The sequence below is a fragment of the Xanthomonas sp. NCPPB 3174 genome (genome assembly GCF_056725205.1).
The window spans coordinates 4560764-4581700 of sequence record NZ_CM161517.1; the positions used below are offsets into that span (position 1 = coordinate 4560764).

Genomic DNA, 20937 nt, shown 5'->3' on the forward strand with positions numbered 1-20937 from the left:
TTGAGATAGCGTGGGTGCGGCCCGCGGCACCGCAGCTTCCGAGGAACCCGCCCATGCCCAGCACCGACATCGCCGAGGCGCTGCACCGGCACGGCTACGCCGTGGTCCACGGCTTCCTGGGCGACGGCGACATTCCTGACGGCCTGCTGCGCTTCCTGGAAGGCGCCGAGAAGTTCCACGATGGCGTGATCGGCGACCTGCCGGCGGCGGACATGCAGCGGATCCAGGCGCGCATCGCCGCCACCGTGCCGCCGGTGGCCGCGGCCATGGGCCTGGCGATCGCCGTCGACCGCTTCGGCTACTGCGCCATCCGCATCCGCGAGAGCCACGCCGCGCCGAGCCTGCGCCTGCCGTTCGACCAGCACCGCGACCCGAAGACCGCGCCGGGCGGCGCGCTCAACTGGCACCTGGACCACTTCAGCTATTTCCTGCATGGCGACCACCGCAACTACCTGATCTGCTACATGCCGGTGTTCAAGCCCGACGCCGGCCTGGCCAATGTGGCGATCGTCGCCGACGACGTGGTCGCGCGCCTGGATCCGCACCTGCACCAGCGCATCCAGGGCCGCGGCGCGCTGCGCTTCCGCTGCGTGGAGGCCGACACGCTGGACTGGTTCCGGCTGCGTTTTCCGGGCGAGGCCATCGCCATCGGCGACTGGTATGCGATCGAGGACCTGCACGACGCCAGTCCCGGCTGGAAGATCGGCTTCGACCTGGAAGCGCACAAGGTGGTGCCGCAACTCGCCGTCGGCGACCTGCTGATCATGCGCGCCGACGTCATCCACCGCACCCACGACGCCGGCTGCGACCGCATCTCGGTGCGCTGCGACGCCCTGCCCGCGCAGGCGCCGCGGCTGGACACCCTGCGCGGCCTGCTCGGCATGACCCTGCGTTACCCGTTCATGAGCCGCAAGCGTCGCTACAACATCCGCCTGTGGCTGCGCCAGCAATGGCGCAGGCGGCTGGGACGCCCGGCATGAGGCGCGCGCCGCGACCACGGGCGACGCACGCCTGCGGCAGCAGTGCCGATCGGCTGCCACATCGGCGCGACGCACGCGGGGCGCCATCATGCTGACCCTGCGCCAGCTCGAATTCGCCGTCGCCGTCGCCGAGGAAGGCAGCTTCACCGCCGCCGCACGCCGCTGCCACACCGTGCAATCGGCGCTGAGTCACCAGATCGCCAAGATCGAGCAGGCGCTGGGCGCGCGGCTGTTCGAGCGCGGTGCGCGGCAGGTGCGCGCCACCGCCGCCGGCGAGGTGTTCCTGCACAACGCCCGCGCCACCCTGCGCGCCGCCGAGCGCCTGCACGAGGAAATGGCGCAGACCCTGGGCACGGTGCGCGGCCGCCTGCAGATCGGGCAGATCTCCTCGTTGAACGCAGTGCAGGTGCCTGCGGTGCTGCGCCAGTTCCGCGAGGCGCACAGCGCGGTGGACGTGCACCTGCGCACCGGCATGAGCGATGCGCTGCTGCTGGACCTGGGCGAAGGCCGGCTCGACGTGGCCCTGGTCGGGGTCGGCCCGCACGTGGCGCTGCCGCCGCAGCACCTGCTGCTGCACGAGGAGCCGCTGGCGCTGATCGCCGCGCCCGGCAACCGCTTCGCCGCGCGTCGCGAGGTGTCGCTGCGCGAACTGGAGGACGCACCGATGGCCGGGCTGACCCCCGGCGCCGGCGTACGCGGCATCATCGACCGCGCCTTCGCCGCCGCCGGCCTGCGCCAGCGCCTGCAGTACGAGGTCACCCACGCCGACCTGCAGCGGCAACTGGTGGCCGAGGACCTGGGCCTGGCGGTGGTGCCGCAGACCATGGCCGCCGGCATGCACGGCGTGGCCACGGTGGCGCTGCGCGAGCGCTTCCGTTTCCTCACCTACGCCGTATGGCGGCCGGACCCGACCCCGGCCGCACGCGCCTTCATCGCCCTGCTGCACGCGCGGCGCGACGCCATCCAGGCGGCGGCCGGCAGCGCCGGGGCGGGCCGCCGCGCGCCGCGCCTGCGCGCGCGGCGAACCTGCTAGGCTGCGCGCGTTCGCAAAGGAGCCTGCATGTCCGCCCACAGCCAGTTCGCCCTGCTGCGGCAACGCCGCTTTCTGCCGTTCTTCGTGGTCCAGTCGCTGGGCGCGTTCAACGACAACGTGTATCGGCAGGCGATCATCGGCCTGCTGTTCTACCTGGGCGTGACCCCGGAGCAGCGCACGCTGTACACCAACCTGGCACCGGCACTGTTCATCCTGCCGTACTTCCTGTTCTCCTCGCTGGCCGGGCAGATCGCCGAGAAACTGGAGAAATCGCGGCTGGTGGTCATCACCACCACGATGGAGATCGGCATCATGTCGCTGGCCGCGGTCGGCTTCCTGACCGAGAACATGGCGGTGCTGCTGGTGGCGCTGTTCTGCACCGGCCTGCAGTCCACCCTGTTCGGCCCGGTGAAGTATTCGATCCTGCCGTCGGTGCTCAAGCCGGAGGAACTGACCGGCGGCAACGGCCTGGTCGAGATGGGCACCTCGATCTCGATCCTGTGCGGCATGATCCTGGGCGGGCTGATCTTCCAGATCGCCGGCAGCCACGGGCCGGTGGCCGCGGCCACCGCGGTGGTGGCGCTGGCGGTCACCGGCAACCTGATGGCGCGCTGCATCCCCAAGGTCGACGCCGGCGCGCCCGAGTTGAAGATCAACTGGAACCCGCTGCCGGAATCGCTGGCGATCATGCGCCTGACCCGGCGCCAGCTGGCGGTGCGCAACGCGGTGCTCGGCGTGTCCTGGTTCTGGTTCGTCGGCACCGTGCTCACCGCGCAGTTGCCGACCTACGCCGAACTCAACCTGGGCGGCGCGCAGGACCTGTACATCTTCGCCCTGGCGCTGTTCTCCATCGGCACCGGCACCGGCTCGCTGCTGTGCGAGAAGCTGTCCGGGCGCACCGTGGAAATCGGCCTGGTGCCGCTGGGCGCGTTCGGCATCAGCGCCTTCATGCTCGACCTGTACTTCGCCCGGCCCGGCGCCGCGCTGCAGACCGGCCTGGGCATCGGCCAGTTCGTCCACCAGGCCGGCAGCTGGCGGATCATGCTCGACCTGGTCGGCATCGGCCTGTGCACCGGCCTGTTCGTGGTGCCGCTGTTCGCGCTGATCCAGAGCCGCACGCCGAAGGCGGAGCTGTCGCGCGTCATCGCCGGCCTCAACATCCAGAACTCGCTGTTCATCGTGCTGGCGGCAATGATCGGCATCGCCCTGCAGATGCAGGAGCTGCACCTGTTCGGCGTGCTCATCCCGCTGCCCGGGCTGAGCATCCCGCAGGTGTTCCTGGCGCTGGCCATCGCCAACGCGGTGGTCGCGATCTGGATCTTCAGCATCGTCCCCGAATTCCTGATGCGCTTCCTCAGCTGGGTGATGGTGCGCACCCTGTACCGGCTGCGCCTGCACGGCATCGAGCGGCATGTGCCCGAGGAGGGCGCGGCGCTGATCGTGTGCAACCACGTCAGCTACATGGACGCACTGGTGCTGGCCGCGGCGATCCCGCGACCGGTGCGCTTCGTCATGTACTACCGCATCTTCAACATTCCGGTGATGCGCTGGATCTTCCGCACCGCCAAGGCGATCCCGATCGCCGGCGCACGCGAGGATCCCGAGCTGATGCAGCGCGCGTTCGACGCCATCGACGCCGCGCTGGCCGAGGGCGAACTGGTGTGCATCTTCCCCGAGGGCGCGCTGACCAAGGACGGCGAGATCGCCGCGTTCAAGTCCGGCGTGGAGAAGATCCTGGCGCGGCGCGCGGTGCCGGTGGTGCCGATGGCCTTGCGCAACATGTGGACCAGCATGTGGAGCAAGCGCGACTCGCGATTGCGGCGCATGCGCGTGCCGCGGCGCTTCCGCGCGCATGTCGAGGTGATCGCCGATGCACCGGTTCCCGGCGCGCAAGCCAGCGCCGAGAGCCTGGAAGCGCAGGTGCGGCGACTGCGCGGCGATGCCGCCTGAGTGCGACGCAGGTGCCGCAGGCGCGCGCTTGGGGTAAATTAGCCGCAGGGGAGACGCCACAAGCGGTGGCGTCCATCACGAAGGACCGCGCGGAAAGTGAACCACGTCGCACCACCACCAGCGCCCAACGCGACGGGCGTGTATGTACCCAACAATCTCGTCTGGGCGATCCTGTCCACGCTGTTCTGCTGCCTGCCGCTGGGCATCGTCTCCATCGTCTACGCCTCGCAGGTGGATGGCCGCCGCGCCGCCGGCGACATCGCCGGCGCCCGCGAGGCCTCGCGCAAGGCCGGCCTGTGGGCGCTGTGGTCGGCGTTCGCGCTGCCGATCCTGATGGCGCTGTGGTTCCTGCTGTTCGGCGGCCTGGCCTTCCTCGGCAGCCTGACCAACCACTAGCGCCAAGCGTTTCCCGTTTCACCACCCAACCATCGGAGCAACACGGATGAATACCACCGCACCGCAAGTGTCCAACAACCTCGTCTGGGCGATCCTGACCACGCTGTTCTGCTGCCTGCCGCTGGGCATCGTGTCCATCGTCTACGCCGCGCAGGTCAACACCAAGCTGGCCGCGGGCGACGTGACCGGCGCGCGCGAGTCGGCGGACAAGGCCAAGAAGTGGGCGATCTATTCGGCGATCACCTCGGTGGTGCTGCTCGTGCTGTACCTGATCTTCCTCTTCGCCCTGGGCGGCCTGGGCATGATGCAGCAGTCGTCCATGTCCTGAGGACTGCGGCCGCCGTCGCCTGCGACGGCGGCCGACCACGCGATCGTCCGCCTGCCATGTCCCTTCAGCGCCTGCAGTCCCTGCCCCGCTGGCTGCCGCTGGCCGCACTGAGCGGCGCCGCAGCGGTCGCCACCGTCGTGCTGCGCCGGGTCGATCCCAATGTCCCCGGCAATCCACTACCGGGTTGTCCGTTCCGCGCCCTCACCGGCCTGTACTGCCCCGGCTGCGGTAGCACCCGCTGTCTGCATGCGCTGGTGCATTTCGATCTGGCCCACGCCTGGGCCAGCAATCCGTTGCTGGTGGTGGCGCTGCCGCTGTTGGCGATCATGGCGCTCAACGCCGCCGGCCTGCGCCTGCGTCCGCTGACGCCGCTGCTGAAGCTCCTCGCCGACCCACGCCTGTGGCTGTGGGTACTGCTCGGCTACGCGCTGCTGCGCAATCTGCCCTGGTACCCCTTCACCCTGCTCGCGCCGCACTGACGGCGCGCCATGCCCGCACCGCAGCGGCTCGTCTAGACTCAGCGGCTGCCGTGCACCATCCCTTGAGGAGATCCACATGAGCACCGTCAGCCCCGTCACGCCCCCGCCTCCGCCCGCTCCCGGCCCGGTCCCCAACCATCTGGCCTGGGCGATCGTCTCGACGGTGCTTGGCTTCTGCTTTTGCTGCCCGTCGTTGATCACCGGCATCGTCGCCATCGTGTTCTCCAGCAAGGTCAACGGCCTGCTCAACCAGGGCGACCTGGAGGGCGCGCGCCGCGCCTCCAATAACGCCAAGATCTGGTGCTGGGTGACCACCGCGCTGGCCATCATCGGCATACTCTTCACCACCTACAAACTCTCTACCGGCGGCATGCAGGGCTACACGGAGTTCATGCAGCAGATGCAGCACGCGAGCTGATCGGCATGCGCGCCTGGCAACAACGGGCGTGCCTGGGCGCCGCCGCCGCGTTCGCGGCCGGCGGCGCCACACTGCTGTACCGCTTCGATCCCAATGCCGCGAACAATCCGTTCGCGCCGTGCATGTTCCATGCGCTCACCGGCTATTACTGCCCGGGCTGCGGCATGACCCGCGCCCTGCATGCGCTGGTGCACCTGGACCCGGTGGGGGCGTTCGCGATGAATCCCGGCGCGATGCTGGGCCTGGTCCTGCTGCCGGGCCTGATCGCCTGGAAGGCCGGCTGGCGCGCGGCCTGGTTCGCGCCGGTGGTCGGCGTGGTGTCGCGGCCGAACTTCTGGCTGATCGCACTGCCGGGCTACTGGATCGCACGCAATCTGCCGTGGTTTCCCTTCACCCTGCTGGCGCCCGGCTAACGGCCATGCCGCAGTTCGGCATCTACAGCAAGGAACTTCTGGTCGGCTGGTCCGCGCTCGAACTTGGCGACGCGCCCATGGGCGTGGCGTTCGGCAGGTTCGTGCCGACACCGTCTTATCGATTGATCCAGGCGCAGGTGATCGCCGCCCAGGGTCCGGCGTCGGAGGGCTTGCATCTCTCGGCACGCGATGCGAACGGAACGTTGCTCGAATGCATCGGCGTGTGCATCAGCGACCACTCGGCGGAACTCGGCGCGAGTGGACGCGAGGTGTCGGTCATCGGCATCAGCGATCCGCAGTATGCCCAGTTGTTTCCCCAGCATGTCGCTGCGTACGAGCGCCAGTTCCCGAGCGGCGACTGACAGCCCGCCATCAGTTCGGAACGCGTCCCCCCACCGAATTGATGCCGGCCTTGGGACGCGCCTCAGCTGACCCAGCCGGCGATCACCAGCAGCGCCAGCAGCACCAGCCACAGCAGCAGCACCCGCCAGACCTGGCTCATCGCATCGCGCAGTTCGGGCAGGCGCCGCAGCGCCGGCACCACCATGCCCGCGTCGCTGTAGTCGTGCGCCTCGGCATCGAGTTCGCCGCGCACGCTGGCGCAGGCCACCGGCCCGAGGAAGCCGATGTCCAACTGCCAGCGCTTGCTGCCGGCGGCGCGCCAGGCGCCGAATACCGCCTCGAAATTGCCGACCAGGGCCAGCGAGAAGGTCATCAGGTGCGCCACCGGCCATTCCAGCGCCGCCAACAGCAGGCGCGCGCCGGCGGCGGTGGCCGGCGGCAGCCGCGACGCGTACGGGCCGACCGCGGCCAGCGCCAGCAAGCGGTAGCCCAGCGCACCGAACGGCCCCAACAGCAGGAACCAGAACAGCACCGCAAACCAGCGCCGCAGCGCGCTGACCGCCACCGCCTCGACCAACCCGGCCGGATCGGCGCGCAGCGGCCCGCCATCGGCCTGCAGTTGCGCCACCGCCAACTGCCGCGCCGCGGCATCGTCGGCGTCGATGATCGCCTCCACGTCGGTGTCCAGGTCGCGCGGCCCCCAGCTGAAGGCCAGCACCGCGATCCCGAACAGCAGGGTCAGCAGGCCCAGGTGCGGCGCGGCCAGCAGCCACTGCAGCAGGCCGACCAGCAGCAGCGGCGGTAGCAGCGCCAGCGCGATGCCGTAGCGGCCGCGCCAGGCACTGCCCTCGCCGGCATGCGTGTCCAGCCAGCTGAGCCAGTCGCCGAAGGCGTCGAAGCGGCGCAACGAAGCCACCATGCCGGGGGCGACATGGCCCAGCACCAGGGCGACGATCACAGCGACGAGGGTCGTGAACATGCAGGTCCTCCGGGACCATTCTGAAACGGATGCGCGCAGCGCGCCGGCGCGGTCAGGCCGGCGCGCCGTGCCGGTACCAGTCCTCGATCAGCGCGCGGGCGATGGAGATGCGCGGCGGCAGGCGCAGGCCGTGGCCATCGTCGGCGCTGTCGCCGTGCGCGGCCAGGCGCGCCAGCGCGGCGCCGACTTCCTCGCGCTCGAACCAGCGCGCGTCTTCCAGCTCGCCATCCACCTGCGGCGTGTCCGCTTGCGCCTGCGCGGTGAAGCCGAGCATCAGCGCGCCCGGAAACGGCCACGGCTGCGCGCCGAAGTAGCGGCAGCTGCCGGGCCGTACCCGCACCTGGGTCTCTTCGGCCACCTCGCGCGCCACCGTCTGCTCCAGCGATTCGCCCGGTTCGACGAAGCCGGCGATCACCGAATAGCGCCGCGCCGGCCAGCTCGCCTGGCGCCCCAGCAGCAGCCGCCGACCGTCGCTGACGGCGACGATCACCGCCGGATCCACCCGTGGGTAATGTTCGCTGGCGCACTGCGTGCAGACGCCGAGGAAGCCGCCGCGCTGCAAGGCGATGCTGCCGCCGCACACGCCGCAGAAGCGCGTCCGCGACTGCCAGTGCAGCATCGCGCGGGCGTAGGCGAACAGCCCGGCCTCCCGCGCCGGCCACTCGGCGGCGGCGCGGCGCAGGTCGATGCGCTGCGGTGGCGGCGCCAACTGCGGCACCGCGTCGGCGGCCAGCGCAAACCAGGCCTGGCCGTGGTCCAGGCCGAGGAACAGCGCCTGCTCCGCCAGCGCGCCCAGCGCGGCGCCGCTGGCGATCAGCGGGCGTCCGTCGGCCTCGGCATGCGCATGGCCATCGGCCTCCAGCACCAGCACCCGTGCCTGGTCCCAGGCCTGGCCCAGCGCGGCCGCATCGTTGCGCACGGCATCGGCACGGTCGATCGCGGGACCGGCGAAGGCGAAGGAGTCAGGCGTCGGATCGGACATGCGCCGCAGGGTGCAGGCAAACCGGGCGTCCCGCAAGCCGCAGCGTGTCTACACGCTGAAGCTGCTGCCGCACCCGCAGGTGGTCTTGGCGTTGGGATTGCGGATCACGAACTGCGCCCCGTGCAGGCCCTCGCTGTAATCCACTTCCGCGCCCATCAGGTACTGCAGGCTGAGCGGGTCGACCAGCAGGGTCACCTGGTCGGTCTGCACCGCCAGGTCGTCCTCGGCGCGGTTCTCGTCGAACTCGAACCCGTACTGGAAGCCGGAACAGCCGCCGCCCTGGATGTACACGCGCAGCGCCAGCGCATCGTTGCCTTCCTCGCGGATCAGCTCGCGCACCTTGGCCGCGGCGGCCGCGGTGAAGTTCAACGGCCGATCCAGCGACTGGTAGTCGGGCGTGGGCGCGGCGCCCGGCAGGGAAACGAGAGTGCTCATGGCGGCAGGATGGGGACGGCCGGCGCCCGAATCAAGCCTCGGCGGTCAGCGCGCGCGGCGGCTCGGCGTCGCCGGCGGCCTCGCGGTGCGCTTCCGGCGGCGCCAGCGCCGCCAGGCTGCCGGCGTGGATCAGGCGCCCGGTCAGCTGCGCGCCAGCGTTCATCTCCACCACCTGGTAGTGCACGTTGCCCTGCACCCGCGCCTTGGACGCCAGTTCCACGCGCTCGGCGGCATGCACGTCGCCGATCAGCTGGCCGTTGATGATGACCACCGGCGCGCGCACCTCGCCCTCGATGCTGCCGTGCTCGGACAGGGTCAGCGTGGCCGGCGCGCCGTCTTCGGCGATGACCTTGCCGAGAATGCGCCCTTCCACGTAGAGCCCGCCGCTGAACACCAGGTCGCCGCGGATCACCACCTGCGCGCCGATCAGCGTGTCGACCACGGTCTGGCCGCTGCTGCGGCTGTTCTTGTTCCCAAACATAGGCTGATTATTCCCCTTTGCCGTTACCGGCCAATGTCCAATCGAAGGTCTGGCTGACCGGCGCCCCCCCGCCGCTCAGCACCACCCGCACCCGTTGCGGAGTGAAGCCCTTGGGCAGGATCACGCTGCCGTCCAGTTGCTGGAAGTAGCGGAACGAGTAGTCCTGCCCGGGCACACCGGTCTTCTGGTGCAGTTCGTCCCAGCCCACGCTGGTCAGCTTGCCGCCGCGCACGCCTTCCACGGTCAGCCGCAGCTGGCCCTGGCTGATCGCGCCGCGGTTGAGGTTCTGGGTCAGCACCACGTTGTAGCGCCAGGTGCCGCCGGCCTCGGCGGAGAACTCCACCGAATGCACGCTCAGGCCCTTGCGCTGGCTGGTCGCGCCGACCAGGCGCTCGTAGAACGCCACGTCCGCGCGCAGCCCGGCGATCTCCTCGTCGCGCTCGGCCAGCGAACTCTGCACCTCGTTGTTGGCGGCGCGGCTGATCTGGTCGGAGCGGGCCAGGGTGGCCTGGCGCTGGTTGAGCGTCTCGATCTGCCGCTGCTGCGCCTGCAGATTGCGTTCGGCCTCGCGCAACTGCGCACTGACCGCACTCAGCCGCGGCGCGGCCTGGCGGCTGGCCAGCCACCAGGTCAGCGCCAGCGACAGCAGCCACAGCGCGGCCAGCAGCAGCCACAGCCCGCGGCCGCGGCGGGGCGCGGCGCCATTGGGCACGATCTGGAAACGGGGAACGGGTCGGTTCATGCGCACTGCCACGCCACCGAGGCGGCGCCGGCGTCGATCCTCGCGGGTCGGCCTGCTGGAACGCCCTAGTGTAAGCCACCCTCCTGAGCGGCGCCGGACTGCACCGCATCCCACGCCCCGCCCCGCGGGCTGGCCTTCGCGGCAGGCATGGCCGATAGTGGCCGACACCCGTGCTTTGCAGGAGCGCCTGCCATGACCGACGCCCATCTCTTCGTAATCGGCATCCTGCTGGCCTGGCTGGCCGGCATCCGGGTGTACCTGACCGTGTTCGGCATCGGCCTGGCCGGCCTGCTCGGCTGGCTGGAGCTGCCGCCGGCGCTGCAGGCGACGCAGTCGTGGTGGGTGCTGGGCACCTCCGGCGCGCTGGCGCTGGCGGAATTCTTCGCCGACAAGATCCCCGGCGTGGACTCGGTCTGGGACCTGCTGCAGACCCTGACCCGGATCCCGGCCGGTGCGTTCCTGGCCGCGGCCACGCTCTCGCCCGACGGCCAACTCAGCGCCGGCGCGCTGGCCACCGGCGCGGGCGTGGCGCTGACCAGCCACGCGCTCAAGGCCGGCACCCGCGCCCTGCTCAACACCTCCCCGGAACCGGCCAGCAACTGGATCGCCTCGCTGGCCGAGGATTCGGTGGTGATCGCCGCGCTGGCCCTGGCCCTGGCGCACCCGTGGCTGGCGCTGGCGGTGGTGCTGGCGGCGAGCGCGCTCGGCGCGCTGCTGGTGTGGTGGACCTGGCGCCTGCTGTGGCGGGGCATGCGCCGCCTGCTGGCCTCGCCCGCCCCCGCACCCGGCAACGCCACGCACACGGGCGCCCTGCCATCGTGAACTTCATCGCATAATTGGACGCGCCCCAGGAACCAGACGCGATGCCCGCCAACGACACCGCTCCGCTTTCCCCTCGCGAGGACGCCCGCGCGCGTCACGTCCGCGCCGAGACGCCGCCGCCGCACTACTGGCGCCGCTGGGTCGGCGATGCAGCGCGCGCCACGTCCGCCGATTCGGCCTCTGCTGCCGGCATCGCCAATCCTGCGCCCTCCGCCGCGACCGCCGACGCCACGCCGCCGGCCGGCAACGAGCACGACGACGGCGCGGCCGACGCCAACGCGGCCGCCTTCGTGGTCGCCGACGTCACCGCCGATTCCACCGCACAGGCTGCAGCCGCCGCGCCGTATCGCGTGTTGATCGTCGAGGACGATCGCGCGCAGGCGCTGTTCGCGCAGAGCGTGCTGCACGGGGCCGGCATGCACGCGCAGGTGCAGATGCAGGCCGAAGGCGTGCAGCAGGCCATCGCCGACTATCGGCCGGACCTGATCCTGATGGACCTGCACATGCCGGGACTGGACGGCATGCGCCTGACCGCGCTGATCCGCCAGCAGCCGCAGCACCAACTGCTGCCGATCGTGTTCCTGTCCGGCGACGCGGATCCGGAGCTGGAATACGAAGTGCTCGACAGCGGCGCCGACGATTTCCTGACCAAGCCGATCCGGCCGCGGCACCTGATCGCTGCGGTCTCCAACCGCATCCGCCGCGCCCGCCAGCAGGCCCAGCACGGCCACGCCGAGGCGGTGCCGCTGAACAACCCCGAGACCGGCCTGCCGACCCGCGCGCATGTGCTGCAGTTGCTGGACACGACGTTGCGCGCCCACCGCCACGGCAGCCTGTACTTCATCGAGATCGCCAGCGCGCTCGGCCTACGCGAGCGCTACGGCTACGCCGCGTTCGAGCGGCTGATGGTGCAGGCCGGGCGCCGCCTGGCCGGCGTCACCGCCCCACAGCCGCTGGCGCGGCTCAACGACAACAGTTTCCTGCTGCTGGCCGACGACGCCGATGCCGACGCGCAGTTGCAGTGCGCGCAGCGCCTGCGCGACGCGCTGTCCGGCCATGCCTTCCCGCTGCGCGAGGACGAGGCGCTGCACCTGCGCTGCGCGATCGGCTATGCCGACTTCGGCCATGGCTTCGAGGACGCCGGCAGCGCGCTGGAGGCGGTCGAGCGCACCGCGCTGCAGGCGCGGCTGCAGCCGCAGGGCATCGCCGCGTACGTGCCGCCGCGCGCGGACGAGGACCTGCAGCGCATCGCCATGCTGGAAGGACAGCTGGAACCGGCCTACCAGCCGATCGTCGCCGTCGCCGGCGGCGACATCGCCCAGTACCAGGTGCTGCTGCGCCTGCGCCAGCGCGACGGCAGCCTGCTCTCGGCCGGCCAGGTGCTGCCGGCCGCCGAGGCCGGCGGCCGCATCGCCGACCTCGACCAGCAGGTGCTCGATCACGCGCTGGGCCTGCTGCACCTGTACCAGCACGCCACGCCGCCGCTGCGCCTGTTCGTCTCGCAGTCCTCGCGCACGCTGGCGCGTACCGCCTTCGCCGAGTGGCTGATCGACACCATCGGCCGCCGCGGCGTCACCGGCACCTCGCTGGTGATCGACCTGCGCCTGGACGACGCCCTGGTCCACACCGCCACGCTGCAGCAGTTCTGCGCGCGGCTGATGCCGCTGGGCGTGCAGTTCTGCGTCAGCCAGTTCGAGCCGGGGGCGGAGGCCGAGGCGCTGCTCGCGCACCTGCCGCTGGGCTATCTGCGCCTGTCGGCGCGCTTCGCCGGCGCGCATGCCGATCCCGAGTTGCGCGACCAGTTGCGCGCCACCATCGATCTGGCGCACCGCGCCGGCCTGCTGATCATCGGCCAGCAAATCGAGCAGGCGCAGGCCGCGGCGGCGATGTGGATGGGCGGGGTCGACTTCATCCAGGGCAACCTGGTGCAGTCGGTCGGCGACCAGTTGAACTTCGACTTCCAGAACGCGGTGCTCTAGCCATGTCCGTCCGTCGACGTCGGCCCGTCCCACGGCCGGCGGCCTTCGCCGCGGTGCTCGCCGTCGCCGGCACCCTGCTGGCGCTGCCGCCGCTGGCACTGCCCTTGCCGGCGCCGTGGCACTGGCTGGCGCCGGTCTGCATGGCCGCCGCCGCGGCCCTGGCCACCCTCGCCGGCTGCCGCGCACGCCAGCAGATCGAACGCCTGGATGCGGCGCTGGCGCGTGCCGCGCTGGCCGAGTCCGAACGCAACGCCCTGCAGCACGACGTGCATGCGCGCGAGCGGCTGGAACAGGAACTGCTGCAGGCCAAGCAGGCCGCCGAGGCCGCGGTGCTGGCCAAGGGCGAGTTCCTGGCGACGATGAGCCACGAGATCCGCACCCCGCTCAACGGCATCATCCCGATGCTGGAGCTGATCGGGCGCGGCCCGCTCGGCCTGGACCAGCGCGAGATGCTGCGCGCGGCCAGCACCTCCTCGCTGCAGCTGCTGCGCATCGTCGACGACATCCTGGATTACTCCAAGCTGGAAGCGAACCGGCTGGAGCTGGAGATCACCACCTTCAACCTGCGCGAGCTGCTCGACGGCGTGCTGGAGCTGATGCAGCGCGCGGCCGAAGCCAAGGGCCTGCGCATGACGCTGCAGCTGGACCCGGCGGTGCGCCTGCCGGTGCGCGGCGATCCGGTGCGCCTGCGCCAGGTGCTGAGCAACCTGCTCGGCAACGCGGTCAAGTTCACCGCGCGCGGCGGCATCGACCTGGGCGTGCGCCGGCTCGGCGAGACCCCGGCGCAGCACCTGCTGCGCTTCGAGGTGCGCGACACCGGCATCGGCATCAGCGCCGAACGCCAGGAGCACCTGTTCCAGGCCTTCACCCAGGCCGACGCCTCCACCACCCGCCTGTACGGCGGCACCGGTCTGGGCCTGACCATCTGCAAGCGCATTGTCGAACTGATGGGCGGGCGCATCGGCGTGACCTCGCGGCAGGGCCAGGGCGCCACGTTCTGGTTCGAGATCCCGTTGCTGAAGGTGATCGGCGACCTGGCGCAGCACCCGGGCGGCCTGCCGCGGCTGCATGCGTTGCTGGTCGGCGCCGACCAGCGCCTGCAGCAGCGCCTGAGCGTGCTGCTGCCGAACTGGGGCGTGCAGGTCAGCAAGGTCGATTCGACCCAGGAGGCACTGGAGCGGCTGCGCGGCAACGGAAACGGCAACGTCGCGCGCCCAGCCTACGACCTGGTGATCGGCGACCTGGATGGCTTGCGGCAGAGCGCGCGCGCCCTGCAACGCGCGGTGGCGCGGCTGCCGGCACGGCAGACCACGCGGCTGATCTGGCTGTACGGCGAGGCCGACATTCCCGAGGAGATCCGCGCACACGGCGCACTGCTGTCGCGGCAGGCCGCCGACATCGATCTGCGCAGCATGCTGGCGCTGGCGCCGGCGACGCCGCACCTGCCCAGCGAGACGCTTGGCGCCAGCGACGACGCCGCGGATACGTTCTACCACGACGCCTTCGCGCAGGACGCCGCGGACAGCGCCACGTCCCCTCCCGCCGCGGACGCGGCGAGCGCGATCGCCGACGCCCCGCCGCCGCGCAGCGGCTACCAGCTGCTGCTGGTCGAGGACAATCCGGTCAATCTGATGGTGGCGCGGCGGCTGCTGGAATCGCTGGGCCACCACGCCGACAGCGTCGAGGACGGCGCCGCCGCACTGGCGCAGTTGGCGCAGCAGCCGTACGACCTGGTGCTGATGGACTGCCAGATGCCGGTGCTGGACGGCTACGCCGCCACCCGCCAATGGCGCCAGCGCGAGGCCCAGGCGGCGCGCCCGCGCCTGCCGATCGTGGCGATGACCGCCAACGCGATGGCCGGCGACAGACAGCGGTGCCTCGATGCCGGCATGGACGACTACCTGTCCAAGCCGATCGACCGTGCGCGGCTGGAGACCTGCCTGCAGCGCTGGCTGCCGCTGCAGCCGGCGGCCTTGCCGGCCAGCGCGGGGATCGCGCCGGAGCCGGCCGTCGCGGACGCGTCCGCGGCCATCGCGGGCGGGCCAGCGGCAGATGCGCTCGCAGACGCGATGCACGTCGAACCGCAGGACACCCGCCACGCCGACATGCCCACGGCCGACACCGCGGCGGCCACGCCTGCTACTGCACCCAGCCCCACTACCCCGTCGACCGCCCCGATGCCATCGCTCGATCACGCCACGCGCGACGTCCCCCCGGCAGCGCCTGCGCTGGAACAGGACATGGCGTCGCGCGGCGCCACCGCGGCGTCAACGCCGCCGCTCGCCTCGCCGGAGGCCGACGATCTGCAACCACCATCGGCGGTGCCGGCGCCAGTGCTGGACATCGCGGTGCTGGACGAACTGCGCGACGTCATCGGCGCGGCCAGCGTGACCCAGATCGTCGAGCTGTTCCTGGCCGATGCGCCGCTGCTGATCCAGCGCCTGGAGCAGGCCGCGGCGACGGCGCAGAGCGACGCGCTGCGCGAAGCCGCGCACACGCTGAAATCCTCGGCCGCCAACCTCGGCGCGCTCGCGCTGTCGGCGGCGGCCCTGCGCATCGAGTCGGGCGTGCGCAGCGGCACGCTGGAGCGCCCGGTGGTCGCGGTCGCCCTGGTGATCGCGGAGTTCGCGCGCGCACGCCTGGCGTTGAGCGGCTACCGCGCCAGCGTGCGCGATGCCGTCGAGGACAGCACCGCGCCCTAACGCTGCATCGCGTGGTGGCGTTGCCCTGTGCCTGCAGTTCGCCAGACCTGCCGCAGGGCATCGAAGACGCAGACGCACCGCCTACCGCTTTTCTCGTAGGAGCGGCTTCAGCCGCGAAAGGCATGACCTTTACGCCCGTCGCGGCTGAAGCCGCAGCCACAGAAGAGCGGCGTCGTGCGATGCCGATGCCATGTCGCCTACATGGATTCGCGCAGAAGTGGCATGTGCAGTTGTGAGGGTCAGCGGCGTCCTTCCGCCAGCAACGCGTCGCGGCTAAAGCCGCTCCTACAAAAGGGCGGCGCCGCGCCATATCGATGCCATGTCGTCCACGTGGACTCACGCAGCAACGGCATATACCGCTGTTCGGGATCAGCGGCGACTTCCAGCAACACGTCGCTCCTGCACGTGCATGGCAGGACCGACGCATATCCCAGGCGCTGAGCGGATACCACCCATCACGGCGCTGCCACAGGCCAGCGTCGCGCTTTCATGCGCCGACGATTCAGTCGTCGAGCTTGGTCAGCAGATAGTTCGGCTCGCCGATACGATCAATCAGGTCGAGCTGGGTTTCCAGCCAGTCGATGTGCTCTTCTTCCGATTCCAGGATGTCGGCCAGGAGCTGGCGGCTGACGTAGTCCTGGATCGATTCGGCGTAGGCGATGGCCTCGCGCAGCGTGACCGTGCCGTCCTGCTCCAGCGCCAGGTCGCACTCAAGGATTTCCTTGGGGTTCTCGCCGATGCGCAGCTTGCCCAGCGCCTGAAAGTTGGGGAGCCCCTCGAGGAACAGGATGCGGTCCGCCAGCTTGTCGGCGTGCTTCATCTCGTCGATGGATTCCTTGTACTCGTGCTCGGCCAGTTCCTTCAGGCCCCAGTTCTTCAGCATCTTGGCGTGCAGGAAGTACTGGTTGATCGCGGTCAGCTCGTTGTAGAGGACCTTGTTGAGGAACTCGATGACTTTGCTGTCGCCCTTCATTGCATCGCTCGCGTAAGCCGGAAAGCGCAGACTCTAGCGAATCGCGCCGCGACGTGAAGGAACGCGAATCGTGATCATCCCGCGCCGCAGCGCGGCAGACGCACTCAGGCGGCGCGGGCCAGGCCGCCCAGCACCGGCAAGGGCAGTTCGCGGCTCAGCGCGCGCTCGAGCAACTCGCCGGCCATGTCCAGGCAGGAGCCGCAGGTGGCGCCGCAGCCCGTGCGCATGGTCAGTTCGGACACGCTGCGGCAGCCGGCTTCGGCGGCTTCGCGGATCTGGCGATCGGTGACCCCATTGCAGATGCAGACGTACACGGCAGGCTTGACGGCGGACGGCGCGGACTGCGCCTGGCGCCCATTCAAACCAAAGTGAGAATGGTTGTCAATTCCGCCCGTTAATCGTTATTAATGCGCGCTACCCAAGGCCCGCCGCGCTTGCGTGGACGCTTGCGCGGGCGCTCGTGGCCGGCGGTATTGCCCGGCAACCAGGCCTCCTGGGCCAGGGTCGGCATGGCGCGGATGCCGGCGCCGGCGATGGTCTGGGCCAGCGGCGCCAGATGGCGCAGCGCTCGCGCGTAGACCCCGCGCTTGAACAGCACCACGTGCTCCACCGGGTACCAGAAATCGACCCAGCGCCAGTGGTCGAACTCCGGCGTCTCGGTCAGTTCCAGGTTCAGCTGACTCTCGTCGCACTGCATCCGCAGCAGGAACCACACCTGCTTCTGGCCGATGCAGACCTGGCGCTCGTTGCGGCGGATGGCCCGGCTGGGCAGGCGATAGCGCAGCCAACCGGGGGTGGCGCCGAGCACTTCCACATGCTCGGGCAACAGCCCGGTTTCTTCGCGCAACTCGCGGTACATGGCCTCCACCGGGGTCTCGTCGGTGTTCATGCCGCCTTGCGGGAACTGCCAGCCGTCCCGGCGCACGCGGCGTGCCCAGAACACCTGACCATCCGGCCGCATCAGCACGATGCCTACGTTCGGTCGATAGCCGTCCGGATCGATCACGATGCGGACTCCTGAAAAATCTACTGGCTCCGACTCTGCCATGGCTGCGGCCGGGCCACAAGCAGCGCAGAAACCCGTTGACAGCCGCCCGCTTCTCCATAAGAATTGGCGGTTCACCAAGGCTATGTAGCTCAGCCGGTTAGAGCACAGCACTCATAATGCTGGGGTCGGTGGTTCGAGTCCACCCATAGCCACCATGGTGTGTACGCCCAAGGCGTGCGATACTTGCAGTCCACATTGCCCCGTCGCCAAGCGGTAAGGCACCTGACTCTGACTCAGGCATTCGGTGGTTCGAATCCATCCGGGGCAGCCAAACACACAAAAAAGGCCGATCGAAAGATCGGCTTTTTTTGTGTGTTTGGCTGCGGGTTCGCGCAGGCGCAAAGCGCCTGCGCCCCACGCCTTGCTGCGCAAGGCGCGGGCCCCGGCCTTCCGCCCCCACATCCCCGCGCCTGTCGGCGCGCCCCCTTGGACTCCAAGGGGGCTTTTCACCAGATGCATTTCGGGCTGAGCCTTCGCATAGCGAATGCCGAGATCAGCTACTCGCTCCCGGTTGCGCACTCGCCCGAAGTGGCGACGCTGCTGCAGCGAACGCCCACCAAGCCAGCCCGGGCACCGCGATCAGACAACCATTATCCAAGGCTGCCAATCCGACCGCCCACTCTCCTCCAGCGAAGCGAGACGCCGCAGCACCAGGCCAGAACGACAAAAGCCCGGCCGAAGCCGGGCTTTTGCTTGGTCCCAGCAGGCTCCCGAAGGAGCCCACGCCAGGCGCGATGGATCAGCGCTTGGAGAACTGGGTGGCGCGACGGGCCTTGTGCAGACCGACCTTCTTACGCTCGACTTCGCGGGCGTCGCGGGTCATGAAGCCGGCCTTGCGCAGCTCGGTCTTCAGGGTTTCGTCGTACTCGACCAGCGCACGGGCGATGCCCAGGCGGATCGCGCCGGCCTGGCCGGTGGTGCCGCCGCCGGTGGCGGTGACCAGGATGTCGAAGCTTTCGGTGTTCTTGGTCAGCTCCAGCGGCTGGCGCACGATCATGCGCGCAGTCTCACGGCCAAAGAACTCGTCCAGCGGACGGCCGTTGACGGAGATGTTGCCGGTGCCCTTGCGCAGGAACACGCGGGCGGTGGAGGACTTGCGGCGGCCAGTGCCGTAGTTTTGCGAAATCGCCATGATTAGATATCCAGAACCTGCGGCTGCTGAGCGGCGTGCGGATGCTCCGCACCGGAATAGACCTTGAGCTTGCGGTACATCGCGCGGCCCAGCGGGCCCTTGGGCAGCATGCCCTTGACCGCGATCTCGATCACGCGCTCCGGGTGGCGCTCCAGCGCCTGCTCCAGGCTCTCGGTCTTCAGGTTACCGATGTAGCCGGTGAAGCGGTGGTACTTCTTGTCCTTGAGCTTGTTGCCGGTGACGACGATCTTCTCGGCGTTGATCACCACCAGGTAATCGCCGGTATCGACGTGCGGGGTGTAGACCGGCTTGTGCTTGCCGCGCAGGCGGCGGGCCAGTTCGGTGGAAAGCCGGCCCAGCGTTTTGCCGGCGGCGTCGACGAGATACCAGTCGCGCTGGACGGTCTCGGACTTAGCAGTGAAGGTGCTCATGATCAGACTCGGTTGGTCGGGCGGATTCCTGCAGCGAACGGCCGGAACTTTGCCACGCGTTGTGAATTGCAAAAACGCAAGAGGCGAAATTCTACGTGGCCCGGCCGGCCGGCGCAAGTCCACCCATGACCGGCGGAGATCGGGCAGCGGCGCGCTTGGCAGTGCGCCGGTCGGCGGCGAAAATCGGGATCCCCACCGCTTCCGGGCTTGCCCATATGACGACCAGCCGCCAGCATTCCCCGCTCGATCGCGCCCTGGTCGAGGCCCAGCGCGCGCTGGAGACCGTATTCGGCGACCCGCCGGCGCAGCGCCCCTACCCGGCCGCGGCCACCGCCGACGTGGTGCTGGCGCCGGACGAGCGCCGCCATGCCGCCGGCCTGATGCGCATCAACCACGTCGGCGAAGTCTGCGCCCAGGGCCTGTACTTCGGCCAGGCCGCGGTCGCGCGCGATCCGGCCACCCGTGCGCACCTGCTGGAGGCGGCGCAGGAAGAGACCGACCATCTGGCCTGGTGCGCGGCGCGGCTGCGCGAGCTGGACAGCCGCCCCAGCCTGTTCAATCCGCTGTGGTACGCCGGCAGCTATGCGATCGGCACCCTGGCCGGGCTGCGCGGCGACGGCTGGAACCTGGGCTTCGTGGTCGAGACCGAGCGCCAGGTCGAGGCGCACCTGGACGAACACCTGCAGACCCTGCCGCCGGCCGACCTGCGCAGCCGCGACGTGCTGAAAGTGATGAAGGCCGACGAGGCCCGCCACGCCGAGCATGCCGAACAGGCCGGCGCACGGCGCCTGCCGCCGCCGATCCCCACGGTGATGGCCGCCGCCTCGCGGCTGATGAAGGCCGTCGCCTATCGGCTGTAGCCGCCCGCCGGTCGGGCCGGCGATGCGCCGGCTGGCATTGCCGGCCCGATGGGGGTAAAGTGAACGAACGCTGACTGATTCCACGTCGGCGCACGCCGTTCCGGTCGCAGCACCGCCATGTGCCGCAGCCACCGATGTACCCGTGCCGAGCCGCGTCCGCGTGCGCTCTGCCTGCCGACTGCCATGCCCGCATCCACGCTCCACCTGCCATCGCCCCGCACCCGCTGGTTGTCGCGCCTGCTGTTCGCGACCCTGTTCGCGATCGGCGGCGGCACCCTGTTGCACCACCTGCTCGGCGATTACCGCCAAGCCAGCGCGATCCTGCGCGACCATTCGGTGGCGACCGTGCCGGTGATCGCCGACGGCGCCTTCGGCGTACAGACCGAGCCGCTGGTGCGCTACCGCTTCCATTATGTGTTCGAGAGCAAGGGCCGGCTGCACAGCGGCGCCTTCGAGGCCAGCGGCGCCGAGGCCGCGCCGCTGCTGCTGGACGGCGCCACCGTCGAGATCGCCTACGCCAACGCCGACCCCGCGCGCTTCGGGCGGCTGGACCAGCTGCAGCATGCCGGCAACCTCGGCAGCGTGTTCACCCGCGCGATGATCGCGCTGTCGATCGCCGCCCTGCTGGCGGTGGTGGCGCACCGGCTGCTGATCGGCCGGGTGCTGACCCGACGCCGCATCGCCGCCGCCTGAGTTCCTGCGCGCGCCGCTCAGTGCGCGACCAGTTTCAGGCCGATCACCCCGACCACGATCAAACCGATGCAGGCCAGCCGCGCCGGCGAGGCGCTGTCGTCGAACAGGACCACGCCGAGCACGGCCGTGCCGAGCGCCCCGATGCCGGTCCAGATCGCATAGGCGGTGCCCAGCGGGATGTGCTTGAGCGCCTGGGTCAGCAGCCACAGGCTGAGGGCGGCACCGGCCATGGTTCCCAGGGACGGCCACAGCCGGGTGAAGCCTTCGCTGTACTTGAGGCCGAGGGCGAAGCCGATCTCGAACAGGCCGGCCAGCAACAGGTAGATCCAGGGCATTGTC

At 70.2% G+C, this 20937-nt stretch carries 25 protein-coding genes and 2 tRNA genes; 16 read left to right on the plus strand and 11 right to left on the minus strand.

The window, feature by feature from the left end; genetic code table 11:
* Positions 1–53: 53 nt before the first annotated feature.
* The 9 genes from AC1PK7_RS19615 (at position 54) to AC1PK7_RS19655 (ending at position 6359) form a co-directional block, all read left to right on the plus strand.
* Positions 54–980: a hypothetical protein gene (locus AC1PK7_RS19615; protein WP_481099221.1), complete on the plus strand. Its 927-nt coding sequence runs from the start codon at positions 54–56 to the stop codon at positions 978–980.
* Between the two features lie 88 nt (positions 981–1068).
* The gene (locus tag AC1PK7_RS19620; protein ID WP_481099222.1) at positions 1069–2013 is read left to right on the plus strand and encodes a LysR family transcriptional regulator; all 945 of its coding nucleotides are present in this window, start codon (positions 1069–1071) and stop codon (positions 2011–2013) included.
* Between the two features lie 27 nt (positions 2014–2040).
* Positions 2041–3963 (plus strand): MFS transporter, encoded by a 1923-nt coding sequence (locus tag AC1PK7_RS19625; protein WP_481099223.1) that lies wholly within the window; start codon positions 2041–2043, stop codon positions 3961–3963.
* Positions 3964–4059: 96 nt separating this feature from the next.
* Positions 4060–4359 (plus strand): CD225/dispanin family protein, encoded by a 300-nt coding sequence (locus AC1PK7_RS19630; RefSeq protein WP_040901150.1) that lies wholly within the window; start codon positions 4060–4062, stop codon positions 4357–4359.
* Positions 4360–4405: 46 nt separating this feature from the next.
* Positions 4406–4687 carry a CD225/dispanin family protein gene (locus AC1PK7_RS19635; RefSeq protein WP_481099224.1) on the plus strand — a complete coding sequence of 94 codons (282 nt, stop codon included), beginning with the start codon at positions 4406–4408 and terminating at the stop codon, positions 4685–4687.
* A 56-nt stretch (positions 4688–4743) separates the two neighbouring features.
* Positions 4744–5166 (plus strand): DUF2752 domain-containing protein, encoded by a 423-nt coding sequence (locus AC1PK7_RS19640; protein ID WP_481099225.1) that lies wholly within the window; start codon positions 4744–4746, stop codon positions 5164–5166.
* 76 nt (positions 5167–5242) lie between these two features.
* Positions 5243–5584, plus strand: coding sequence for a CD225/dispanin family protein (locus AC1PK7_RS19645; RefSeq protein WP_481099226.1), 342 nt, complete (start codon positions 5243–5245; stop codon positions 5582–5584).
* 5 nt (positions 5585–5589) lie between these two features.
* The gene (locus AC1PK7_RS19650; protein ID WP_481099227.1) at positions 5590–5997 is read left to right on the plus strand and encodes a DUF2752 domain-containing protein; all 408 of its coding nucleotides are present in this window, start codon (positions 5590–5592) and stop codon (positions 5995–5997) included.
* A gap of 5 nt (positions 5998–6002) precedes the next feature.
* Entirely contained in the window at positions 6003–6359 is a 357-nt protein-coding gene (locus AC1PK7_RS19655; protein WP_481099228.1) for a hypothetical protein, read from the plus strand.
* 62 nt (positions 6360–6421) lie between these two features.
* On the opposite strand, the gene AC1PK7_RS19660 is transcribed toward AC1PK7_RS19655, so the two are convergent.
* From AC1PK7_RS19660 to AC1PK7_RS19680, 5 genes are read right to left on the minus strand one after another with little or no spacing between them, the layout of a single operon-like run.
* Positions 6422–7318 (minus strand): hypothetical protein, encoded by an 897-nt coding sequence (locus tag AC1PK7_RS19660; RefSeq protein WP_481099229.1) that lies wholly within the window; start codon positions 7316–7318, stop codon positions 6422–6424.
* Positions 7319–7370: 52 nt separating this feature from the next.
* Positions 7371–8300, minus strand: coding sequence for an NAD(+) diphosphatase (nudC, locus tag AC1PK7_RS19665; RefSeq protein ID WP_481099230.1), 930 nt, complete (start codon positions 8298–8300; stop codon positions 7371–7373).
* Positions 8301–8348: 48 nt separating this feature from the next.
* Complete coding sequence (erpA, locus tag AC1PK7_RS19670; RefSeq protein ID WP_017908990.1) at positions 8349–8735, minus strand: iron-sulfur cluster insertion protein ErpA; 387 nt, start codon at positions 8733–8735, stop codon at positions 8349–8351.
* A 31-nt stretch (positions 8736–8766) separates the two neighbouring features.
* Entirely contained in the window at positions 8767–9216 is a 450-nt protein-coding gene (locus tag AC1PK7_RS19675; protein WP_010341431.1) for a bactofilin family protein, read from the minus strand.
* Between the two features lie 7 nt (positions 9217–9223).
* Entirely contained in the window at positions 9224–9958 is a 735-nt protein-coding gene (locus AC1PK7_RS19680) for a DUF6776 family protein (protein WP_010341430.1), read from the minus strand.
* Positions 9959–10150: 192 nt separating this feature from the next.
* Here AC1PK7_RS19680 and AC1PK7_RS19685 point away from each other — a divergent pair, with 192 nt between their 5' ends.
* From AC1PK7_RS19685 to AC1PK7_RS19695, 3 genes are read left to right on the plus strand one after another with little or no spacing between them, the layout of a single operon-like run.
* The gene (locus tag AC1PK7_RS19685) at positions 10151–10780 is read left to right on the plus strand and encodes a DUF4126 domain-containing protein (protein WP_481099231.1); all 630 of its coding nucleotides are present in this window, start codon (positions 10151–10153) and stop codon (positions 10778–10780) included.
* A gap of 41 nt (positions 10781–10821) precedes the next feature.
* Positions 10822–12759 (plus strand): EAL domain-containing protein, encoded by a 1938-nt coding sequence (locus AC1PK7_RS19690; protein ID WP_481099232.1) that lies wholly within the window; start codon positions 10822–10824, stop codon positions 12757–12759.
* 2 nt (positions 12760–12761) lie between these two features.
* The gene (locus tag AC1PK7_RS19695; RefSeq protein ID WP_481099233.1) at positions 12762–15461 is read left to right on the plus strand and encodes a hybrid sensor histidine kinase/response regulator; all 2700 of its coding nucleotides are present in this window, start codon (positions 12762–12764) and stop codon (positions 15459–15461) included.
* 502 nt (positions 15462–15963) lie between these two features.
* Here the strand turns inward: AC1PK7_RS19695 and bfr are convergent.
* The 3 genes from bfr to AC1PK7_RS19710 all read right to left on the minus strand — a co-directional run bounded on the left by bfr (position 15964) and on the right by AC1PK7_RS19710 (position 17440).
* Positions 15964–16434 (minus strand): bacterioferritin, encoded by a 471-nt coding sequence (gene bfr / locus AC1PK7_RS19700; protein ID WP_420008171.1) that lies wholly within the window; start codon positions 16432–16434, stop codon positions 15964–15966.
* Positions 16435–16538: 104 nt separating this feature from the next.
* Positions 16539–16748: a (2Fe-2S)-binding protein gene (locus AC1PK7_RS19705; RefSeq protein ID WP_029561882.1), complete on the minus strand. Its 210-nt coding sequence runs from the start codon at positions 16746–16748 to the stop codon at positions 16539–16541.
* An 80-nt stretch (positions 16749–16828) separates the two neighbouring features.
* The gene (locus AC1PK7_RS19710) at positions 16829–17440 is read right to left on the minus strand and encodes an RNA pyrophosphohydrolase (protein ID WP_267086096.1); all 612 of its coding nucleotides are present in this window, start codon (positions 17438–17440) and stop codon (positions 16829–16831) included.
* Positions 17441–17560: 120 nt separating this feature from the next.
* Here AC1PK7_RS19710 and AC1PK7_RS19715 point away from each other — a divergent pair.
* Together AC1PK7_RS19715 and AC1PK7_RS19720 are read left to right on the plus strand one after the other, a co-directional pair.
* A tRNA-Met gene (locus AC1PK7_RS19715) sits at positions 17561–17637 on the plus strand.
* 41 nt (positions 17638–17678) lie between these two features.
* Positions 17679–17753 (plus strand) — tRNA-Gln (locus AC1PK7_RS19720).
* 468 nt (positions 17754–18221) lie between these two features.
* On the opposite strand, the gene rpsI is transcribed toward AC1PK7_RS19720, so the two are convergent.
* Together rpsI and rplM are read right to left on the minus strand one after the other, a co-directional pair.
* The gene (gene rpsI / locus AC1PK7_RS19725) at positions 18222–18614 is read right to left on the minus strand and encodes a 30S ribosomal protein S9 (RefSeq protein WP_010341421.1); all 393 of its coding nucleotides are present in this window, start codon (positions 18612–18614) and stop codon (positions 18222–18224) included.
* Between the two features lie 2 nt (positions 18615–18616).
* Positions 18617–19045 carry a 50S ribosomal protein L13 gene (rplM, locus tag AC1PK7_RS19730; RefSeq protein WP_010341420.1) on the minus strand — a complete coding sequence of 143 codons (429 nt, stop codon included), beginning with the start codon at positions 19043–19045 and terminating at the stop codon, positions 18617–18619.
* A 215-nt stretch (positions 19046–19260) separates the two neighbouring features.
* Here rplM and coq7 point away from each other — a divergent pair, with 215 nt between their 5' ends.
* Both coq7 and AC1PK7_RS19740 read left to right on the plus strand, forming a co-directional pair.
* On the plus strand, positions 19261–19905 hold the full coding sequence (coq7, locus tag AC1PK7_RS19735; RefSeq protein WP_010341419.1) for a 2-polyprenyl-3-methyl-6-methoxy-1,4-benzoquinone monooxygenase: 645 nt from the start codon (positions 19261–19263) through the stop codon (positions 19903–19905).
* Between the two features lie 183 nt (positions 19906–20088).
* Entirely contained in the window at positions 20089–20598 is a 510-nt protein-coding gene (locus tag AC1PK7_RS19740; protein WP_371180535.1) for a hypothetical protein, read from the plus strand.
* Between the two features lie 17 nt (positions 20599–20615).
* On the opposite strand, the gene sugE is transcribed toward AC1PK7_RS19740, so the two are convergent.
* The gene (sugE, locus tag AC1PK7_RS19745; RefSeq protein ID WP_481099234.1) at positions 20616–20933 is read right to left on the minus strand and encodes a quaternary ammonium compound efflux SMR transporter SugE; all 318 of its coding nucleotides are present in this window, start codon (positions 20931–20933) and stop codon (positions 20616–20618) included.
* Between the last annotated feature and the right edge of the window lie 4 nt (positions 20934–20937).

What these genes read in the sequence shown, in the direction of transcription:
- AC1PK7_RS19740 (WP_371180535.1), top strand. Translation starts at nt 20,089, where the DNA reads ATGCCCGCATCCACGCTCCACCTGCCATCGCCCCGCACCCGCTGGTTG.
- AC1PK7_RS19690 (WP_481099232.1), top strand. Translation starts at nt 10,822, where the DNA reads ATGCCCGCCAACGACACCGCTCCGCTTTCCCCTCGCGAGGACGCCCGC.
- AC1PK7_RS19635 (WP_481099224.1), top strand. Translation starts at nt 4,406, where the DNA reads ATGAATACCACCGCACCGCAAGTGTCCAACAACCTCGTCTGGGCGATC.
- AC1PK7_RS19615 (WP_481099221.1), top strand. Translation starts at nt 54, where the DNA reads ATGCCCAGCACCGACATCGCCGAGGCGCTGCACCGGCACGGCTACGCC.
- AC1PK7_RS19655 (WP_481099228.1), top strand. Translation starts at nt 6,003, where the DNA reads ATGCCGCAGTTCGGCATCTACAGCAAGGAACTTCTGGTCGGCTGGTCC.
- AC1PK7_RS19695 (WP_481099233.1), top strand. Translation starts at nt 12,762, where the DNA reads ATGTCCGTCCGTCGACGTCGGCCCGTCCCACGGCCGGCGGCCTTCGCC.
- AC1PK7_RS19650 (WP_481099227.1), top strand. Translation starts at nt 5,590, where the DNA reads ATGCGCGCCTGGCAACAACGGGCGTGCCTGGGCGCCGCCGCCGCGTTC.
- rpsI (WP_010341421.1), bottom strand. Translation starts at nt 18,614, where the DNA reads ATGGCGATTTCGCAAAACTACGGCACTGGCCGCCGCAAGTCCTCCACC.
- AC1PK7_RS19685 (WP_481099231.1), top strand. Translation starts at nt 10,151, where the DNA reads ATGACCGACGCCCATCTCTTCGTAATCGGCATCCTGCTGGCCTGGCTG.
- AC1PK7_RS19660 (WP_481099229.1), bottom strand. Translation starts at nt 7,318, where the DNA reads ATGTTCACGACCCTCGTCGCTGTGATCGTCGCCCTGGTGCTGGGCCAT.
- erpA (WP_017908990.1), bottom strand. Translation starts at nt 8,735, where the DNA reads ATGAGCACTCTCGTTTCCCTGCCGGGCGCCGCGCCCACGCCCGACTAC.
- coq7 (WP_010341419.1), top strand. Translation starts at nt 19,261, where the DNA reads ATGACGACCAGCCGCCAGCATTCCCCGCTCGATCGCGCCCTGGTCGAG.
- rplM (WP_010341420.1), bottom strand. Translation starts at nt 19,045, where the DNA reads ATGAGCACCTTCACTGCTAAGTCCGAGACCGTCCAGCGCGACTGGTAT.
- AC1PK7_RS19645 (WP_481099226.1), top strand. Translation starts at nt 5,243, where the DNA reads ATGAGCACCGTCAGCCCCGTCACGCCCCCGCCTCCGCCCGCTCCCGGC.
- nudC (WP_481099230.1), bottom strand. Translation starts at nt 8,300, where the DNA reads ATGTCCGATCCGACGCCTGACTCCTTCGCCTTCGCCGGTCCCGCGATC.
- AC1PK7_RS19675 (WP_010341431.1), bottom strand. Translation starts at nt 9,216, where the DNA reads ATGTTTGGGAACAAGAACAGCCGCAGCAGCGGCCAGACCGTGGTCGAC.
- sugE (WP_481099234.1), bottom strand. Translation starts at nt 20,933, where the DNA reads ATGCCCTGGATCTACCTGTTGCTGGCCGGCCTGTTCGAGATCGGCTTC.
- bfr (WP_420008171.1), bottom strand. Translation starts at nt 16,434, where the DNA reads ATGAAGGGCGACAGCAAAGTCATCGAGTTCCTCAACAAGGTCCTCTAC.
- AC1PK7_RS19620 (WP_481099222.1), top strand. Translation starts at nt 1,069, where the DNA reads ATGCTGACCCTGCGCCAGCTCGAATTCGCCGTCGCCGTCGCCGAGGAA.
- AC1PK7_RS19625 (WP_481099223.1), top strand. Translation starts at nt 2,041, where the DNA reads ATGTCCGCCCACAGCCAGTTCGCCCTGCTGCGGCAACGCCGCTTTCTG.
- AC1PK7_RS19640 (WP_481099225.1), top strand. Translation starts at nt 4,744, where the DNA reads ATGTCCCTTCAGCGCCTGCAGTCCCTGCCCCGCTGGCTGCCGCTGGCC.
- AC1PK7_RS19680 (WP_010341430.1), bottom strand. Translation starts at nt 9,958, where the DNA reads ATGAACCGACCCGTTCCCCGTTTCCAGATCGTGCCCAATGGCGCCGCG.